The 6,574-nt window shown below is 70.2% G+C and carries 6 protein-coding genes; 2 read left to right on the top strand and 4 right to left on the bottom strand.

Translation table 11 applies throughout. The annotated features are described in order from the left end of the window. Nucleotides 1–194: 194 nt before the first annotated feature. From ADY59_RS45975 to ADY59_RS45985, 3 genes are all read right to left on the bottom strand, one after another. A complete protein-coding gene (locus tag ADY59_RS45975; RefSeq protein WP_049577264.1) occupies nt 195–1,109 on the bottom strand; it encodes a LysR family transcriptional regulator in 915 nt (304 codons plus the stop codon). Between the two features lie 62 nt (nt 1,110–1,171). Continuing rightward, complete coding sequence (gene arc / locus ADY59_RS45980) at nt 1,172–2,944, bottom strand: proteasome ATPase (protein ID WP_231619217.1); 1,773 nt, start codon at nt 2,942–2,944, stop codon at nt 1,172–1,174. A gap of 194 nt (nt 2,945–3,138) precedes the next feature. Further along, entirely contained in the window at nt 3,139–3,990 is an 852-nt protein-coding gene (locus ADY59_RS45985; RefSeq protein ID WP_049577266.1) for a tRNA (adenine-N1)-methyltransferase, read from the bottom strand. 70 nt (nt 3,991–4,060) lie between these two features. On the opposite strand from ADY59_RS45985, the gene ADY59_RS45990 reads away from it, so the two are divergent. Both ADY59_RS45990 and ADY59_RS45995 read left to right on the top strand, forming a co-directional pair. Next, nucleotides 4,061–5,152, top strand: coding sequence for a GNAT family N-acetyltransferase (locus tag ADY59_RS45990; protein WP_231619218.1), 1,092 nt, complete (start codon nt 4,061–4,063; stop codon nt 5,150–5,152). 116 nt (nt 5,153–5,268) lie between these two features. Next, the gene (locus ADY59_RS45995; protein ID WP_049577271.1) at nt 5,269–5,829 is read left to right on the top strand and encodes a hypothetical protein; all 561 of its coding nucleotides are present in this window, start codon (nt 5,269–5,271) and stop codon (nt 5,827–5,829) included. Nucleotides 5,830–5,927: 98 nt separating this feature from the next. Here the strand turns inward: ADY59_RS45995 and ADY59_RS46000 are convergent, their stop codons facing one another. After that, nucleotides 5,928–6,518: an FHA domain-containing protein gene (locus ADY59_RS46000; protein WP_231619219.1), complete on the bottom strand. Its 591-nt coding sequence runs from the start codon at nt 6,516–6,518 to the stop codon at nt 5,928–5,930. Nucleotides 6,519–6,574: the final 56 nt, after the last annotated feature.

Below are 6,574 nucleotides of genomic sequence, written 5' to 3' on the forward strand. Positions count from 1 at the left end.
ACCCCGAACCCCCCCGAAGCCAGGCGGGTACCCCCGGCCGCGCGTCAGGCGGGCGGTGTTGTGGGCGGCCGGACGGTCAAGGGTGCGCCGTCGCGGCGGGAAACCACCCCACCCTTGGGACTCGAAGCCCACGCGCCCCGCAGGTGGTCGGCGGGCGGCGCCAACTTGGCCTGCCGTACAAGATCACAAAAAGTTCACGCGGGGAGGGAGTTGCGGAGTTGGGCGGCGGCGGTGCGGAGGTAGGCGGTGAAGGACTTGGCCGCCGGGTTCGGGTTGGTGGCGCGGCGGGCGACGCCGATGCGGCGGTGCAGCTGCGGCGTCTGCAGGCGGCGGATCTGGACCCCGGTGACGCCGTGGAGGCCGAGGCTGGGCACGAGGGCGACGCCGAGCCCGGCCCGGACCAGGCCGATCGTGACCTCGTAGTGGTCGCTGCGGCAGCGGATCTGCGGGGTGAAGCCTTCGAGGGCGCCGGCCCGTTCGAGGATGGAGACGGGATGGTCGGCGCCGAAGGTGGTGATCCAGGGCTCGTCGGCGAGGTCGGCGAGGCGGATACGGGGCCGGCGGGCGGCGGGGTGGCCGTTGGGGACGACGAGGAGCTGCGGCTCGTCGAGCAGCGGCACGACCTCGATGCCTTCGGGACGGTCCCACGGGTCGAGCGCGTGCTCGAAGACGACGAGGATGTCCAGGGCGCCGCGTTCGAGGTCGGGCAGAAGCTCGAACGGCTGGCCTTCGACGAGGTCGAGGGTGACGGCCGGGTAGCGGTCGGCGAAGCGGGACAGCGCGAGCGGCACCAGCCGGTATCCGGCGGAGGCGAAGAAGCCGATGCGCAGCGCGCCGGCGTCGACGCGGGCCTGGGCGCGCAGGTCCTTCTCGGCCGCTTCGAGGATGTCGACGACTTCCTGGGCGCGGTGCGCGAGGCGGCGGCCGGCGTCGGTGAGGCGCAGGCTCTGCGCGTTGCGTTCGACGAGGCCGACGCCCGCTTCGTCCTCCAGGCGGGCGAGCTGGTGGGACACGGCGGAGGGCGACAGTTTCAGCTCGCGCGCGGCGGCGGCGATGCTGCCGGCGCGAAACACCTCAAGGAGGACGCGGAGGCGGTTGCTGCTGAGCACCCTCCCACGATAGGAGCCGCCGACCAGCGGTTTCGACGCGGCCGGCGGCTCCTCTCGGGGCGTTACAGGTATTGGCCGGTGTTGGCGACGGTGTCGATGGACCGGCCGGCTTCGGCGCCCTGCTTGCCGGAGACGAGCGTGCGGATGTAGACGATCCGCTCGCCCTTCTTGCCGGAGATGCGGGCCCAGTCGTCGGGGTTGGTGGTGTTGGGCAGGTCCTCGTTCTCGGAGAACTCGTCCACGCAGGCCGTGAGCAGGTGCTGCACCCGCAGGCCCTTCTGGCCGCTTTCGAGGAACTGCTTGATGGCCATCTTCTTGCCCCGGTCGACGATGTTCTGGATCATCGCGCCGGAGTTGAAGTCCTTGAAGTAGAGGACTTCCTTGTCGCCGTTGGCGTAGGTCACCTCGAGGAAGCGGTTTTCCTCGCTCTCGGTGTACATGCGCTCGACGACGCTCTGGATCATGCCGTGGATCGTGGCCTCACGCGACTGCCCGTGCTCGGTGAGGTCGTCGGGGTGCAGGGGAAGGTCGGCGACCAGGTACTTGGAGAAGATGTCCTTGGCCGCCTCGGCGTCCGGCCGCTCGATCTTGATCTTGACGTCCAGGCGGCCGGGCCGCAGGATCGCCGGGTCGATCATGTCCTCGCGGTTGGAGGCGCCGATGACGATGACGTTCTCCAGGCCCTCGACGCCGTCGATCTCCGACAGCAGCTGGGGGACGATGGTGTTCTCGACGTCGGACGAGACGCCGGAGCCACGGGTGCGGAAGATCGAGTCCATCTCGTCGAAGAACACGATCACCGGGGTGCCCTCGGAGGCCTTCTCACGGGCACGCTGGAAGACCAGGCGGATGTGCCGCTCGGTCTCGCCGACGTACTTGTTGAGCAGCTCCGGGCCCTTGATGTTGAGGAAGAAGCTCTTGCCGGACTGGCCGGTCTTCTCCGCGACCTGCTTGGCCAGGGAGTTGGCGACGGCCTTGGCGATGAGCGTCTTGCCGCAGCCGGGCGGGCCGTAGAGCAGGACGCCCTTGGGCGGGCGGAGCTTGTGCTCGCGGAACAGGTCGGCGTGCAGGTAGGGCAGCTCGATGGCGTCCCGGATCTGCTCGATCTGCCGCATGAGGCCGCCGATCTCCTCGTAGGAGATGTCGGGCACTTCTTCGAGCACCAGCTCTTCGACTTCGGACTTGGGGATGCGCTCGTAGACGTAGCCCGAGCGCGGCTCCAGGAGCAGCGAGTCGCCGGCCCTGATGGGCTGGCCGACGAGCGACTCGGCGAGCCGCACGACACGCTCCTCGTCGGCGTGCGAGATGACCAGGGCGCGCTTGCCCTCGTCGAGGAGCTCCTTGAGCATCACGATCTCGCCGACCTCTTCGTAGCCGAGGGCCTCGACCACGTTGAGCGCCTCGTTGAGCATGACCTCCTGGCCACGCCTCAGCGAGTCGACGTCGACGGCGGGGCTGACGTTCACCCGCAGCTTGCGGCCGCCGGTGAACACCTCGATCGTGCCGTCTTCCCGGGCCTCCAGGAAGGTGCCGAAACCGGATGGCGGCTGCGCCAGCCGGTCGACCTCCTCCTTGAGGGCGACGATCTGGTCCCTGGCCTCCTTGAGTGTTGCCACCAGACGCTCGTTCTGGCCGGTCACGGCCGCGAGGTTCGCCTGTGTTTCATGGAGACGCTCTTCGAGGACTCTGGCCTGACGGGGTGACTCGGCCAGCTTCCGCCTCAGCGCGGTGATCTCCTCCTGGAGGAAGGAGACCTGTGTTGAAAGATCAGCGACCTCCCGTTCGCGCTGCGCGGCTCGAGCCTCAGCATCATCGCGAGCTGCCACGCCCGTCACCTCCTTCCCAGTCGAGGGCGACTACTTAGGACCTTACCTATCTCGGGCCCCTCCGTAACCTGGCCGGGCAGTGTTCGTACAGTGACAATCAGTATTTGGTGAATAATCCCCAATAGTGCGTTTAATACTCCCAGCATATGAACACGGCCATCTGTTCCCGTGTCACGCACCAACGCACCCTCGTGGCCAAATTGTCATAGTTCTTCGGTCGTCCCCTTCGGTCGGCGGCGGCGCGGCGGCGGGGTGACGCCGTCGGCCATGCGACGGGCGGAGACGAGGAACCCGGTGTGCCCGATCATCCGGTGATCGGGCCGTACGGCGAGCCCTTCGACATGCCAGTCGCGAACCAGGGTCTCCCACGCATGAGGCTCGGTGAAACTCCCGTGATCGCGAATGGCCTCGACGGTTTTCGACATCTGCGTGGTCGTGGCCACATAACAGCAGATCACGCCGCCGGGCGTCAGCGCCTTGGCCGCGGCGTCGACGCACTCCCAGGGGGCCAGCATGTCGAGGATGACGCGGTCCACGTCGGCCTCGTCGATGGAGGACACCAGGTCGCCCACGACCAGGCGCCAGTTGTCGTCCATGGGGCCGCCGTAGAACTTCTCCACGTTCTTGGCCGCCACGTCGGCGAACTCCTGGCGGCGCTCGTACGACGTCACGTGCCCCTCGGGGCCGACGGCCCGCAGCAGGAAGCAGGTCAGCGCGCCGGAGCCGACGCCGGCCTCGATCACCCGGGCGCCGGGGAAGACGTCGGCCATGCCGACGATCATCGAGGCGTCCTTGGGGTAGATGACGGCCGCGCCGCGCGGCATGGCGAGCGTGTAGTCCTGCAGGAGGTGACGGAAGGCCAGGTACTGGGTGCCGCCGGAGGAGCGCACCACGGAGCCCTCAGGCTGCCCGATCAGCTCGCTGTGCGGAATGGCGCCCTTGTGCGTGTGGAAGACGCCGTCCTCCTTGAGCGTGATCGTGTGGCGCTTGTTCTTGGGGTCGGTGAGCTGCACCTGATCCCCGGGCCGGAACGGCCCATGCCTGCGGAAACCCATGGCGGCAAGGTTATAGGGCTTTCGAGCGGGTCTTGACGCGCGATATCTATGGGGGATGTTCCCTCGTGAAGTGATCTCCGTAGGCTCCCTGGTGTTGCGCGTCCCGGCCGAGGACGACGCGGAGGCGATCATCGCCGCCTGCGCCGATCCGGTGACGGCCCGGTTCCTGCCGCTGCTGCCGTCGCCGTACACACGGGAGGACGCGATGGAGTACGTGCGGCGCTCCGGGGAGAAGTGGGAGCGCGGCGGGGCGGAGTTCGCGATCACCGAGAACGGCCGCTACCTGGGCTCCGCCGGGGTGAGCGCGCCCGACGGCTGGGGCACGGTGCGGATCGGCTATCTGGTGGCGCCCTGGGCCCGCGGCAAGGGGGTGGCCTCGGCGGTGGCCCGCGCCCTGGCCGACTGGCTGCTCGACCACGGGGCGTCCCGCGTCGAACTGGAGGCCGAGGTGGAGAACCTGGCGAGCCTGCGGGTGGCCTACCGGGCGGGGTTCGTCGAGGAGGGCCGCAGGCGCGGCGCCAAGGCGCTGCGCGACGGGCGGCGGACGGACCAGGTGACGTTCGCCAGGATCGCCCGCGACCCGGGCGTGGCCACGGAGCCGTTCCTGCCGTTCTTCGCCGGCGGCGAGCTGTCCGACGGGGTGGTGCGGCTGACGCCGATGACGGTCGCCGACGCCGGCGACTACCACGAGATGCTGCGCGAGCCGAGCGTGGCCGCCTTCGGGCTGGGCGCGGTCAACTCGCTCGAGGACGACGAGCGGCGCTGCCGCTACACCGGCTACTTCTGGCTGTCGGGGCAGCGGGTGGAGCTGGCGATCAAGGACGCGGCGACGGGCGAGTTCGCCGGGCACATCCAGCTCGTGCAGATCGTCCCCGACTTCGGGCAGGCCATGGTGGGCTATTCGCTGGTGTCGCGCTTCCGCGGCCGGGGGTTCATGACGCGCTCGGTGCGGCTGCTGACCGGCTGGGCGTTCGCCGAGACGCCGCTGCACCGGATCGTGGCCGGCACCGACGCGGCCAACACCGCCTCGCAGGCGGTGCTGGAACGCGCCGGTTTCGTCCGCGAGGGGACACGCCGGGAGCTGTTCCCGAAAGCCGACGGCGGCCGCGCGGACGAGATCTCCTGGGTGCTGATGCGTCCCACCGCGGGGGAGAAATCCTGATTACCGATTTGAGGTCTGGCCAACGGGCGCGCGGCGGAAGATACTCCGAGTCACCGCCCCTGCAATTCGCGTGAACGAACGGCTCGGTCCCAGCGCCTCCGCCGAGGGATACCACGATGCCCGACGAACGTGCCCATGTCGCCATGCGCGAGCTCATCACCTCCATCTCCTGCCTGGACCGGGCCCGGCTGACCGACCGGCTGGCCCGCACCGCCGCGACGGTGGTCCGCGCCGTCTACGCCGGGTTCGTCCGCTGCGATCCGCTGCGTGAGGAGGCGCACGCGGTGCACACGCACGGCCCGCCGGGCGATCCCCTGCGGATGCGCGCGTGGCTGGCCGAGTCGGGCGTGCTGAAGGAGCTGGCCGCCGCCGGCGGGCCGGTGTGGCTGGCGCGTGACGCGTCGGTGGGCGCGCCCGGCTTCCTGGCCACCCCGGTGCCGCTGGCGGCGCGTGACCACGTGTTCCTGTGGGCGGCGGGCCGCGCCTTCGACGCGGCCGACGAGCACCTGCTGGGCCGCTTCGCGACCGCCGCCGGGCGCGCCCTGGAGGCCGCCGGCGACCTGGAGGCCGCCTCGCGCCTGCTGCGGGGCGTGCAGGCCTTCACACCGCCCCGCCGCGCCCGCGTTCCCGTACGGCCGCAACAACGGATCCGGCCGCCCGGAACCGCGGGCGAATAACGGGTACGGCGCCTTTCCCGGCGCTTGACGGAGTCGCGCCGGGAAAGGCCTCAGCCACAGTGGGTCTCAGCCGCGGTGGGTCTCAGTCGCGGTGGGTCTCAGCCGCGGTGGGCTTCGAAACGCAGCGTCCGGGAGACGCCGACGCGCACGGTCGTGCCGGGCGCGATCGTGACGGGCTCGTTGGGCGGGATGTCGTAGAAGTTCGGGTCGCCGGGCGGCTGGATCTGGGTGCCGTTGACGGAACCGAGGTCGACCAGGTTGACGTCCCAACCGTCGAGCGCCACCCGCAGGTGCCGCCGCGAGACCGAGCCGTCGGGGCTGGTCACCTTGGCGGGGCGGGCGCTGCCGCCTGCCACCTCGGGGGCCCGTTCGGGGTCGCGGCCCAGCAGGTAGTCGCTGTCGAGCGGGAGCGCGGTGCCGTCGTCGAGGACGAGCACGCCGAGCGGCGGGCGCGGGCCCTTGTAGGGGACGAGCGTGCGCTGCACGAGCGCGATGCCGCACACCGCGCAGTAGGGCGCGCGCGGGTCGTTGAAGTGGTCGTTCTTGCAGTCGACGCCGTAGACCAGCGGCCGGTCGCCGTGGTCGGCCTGCTCCTGGCCGCCGGGCTGGTGCTGGTCGAACTGCTCCGGCGGCGGGCCCAGGTGCGGCGGGTGCTCGCCGGGGGGCGGGGGCCCGTCTCTTTTACACATCTCCGAGCCCCCGAGAACGCAACAGAAATCGTGTGCCCGCTTTTGCTTTACAAAAA

Source organism: Nonomuraea sp. SBT364 (genome assembly GCF_001083785.1).
Classification (GTDB): domain Bacteria; phylum Actinomycetota; class Actinomycetes; order Streptosporangiales; family Streptosporangiaceae; genus Nonomuraea.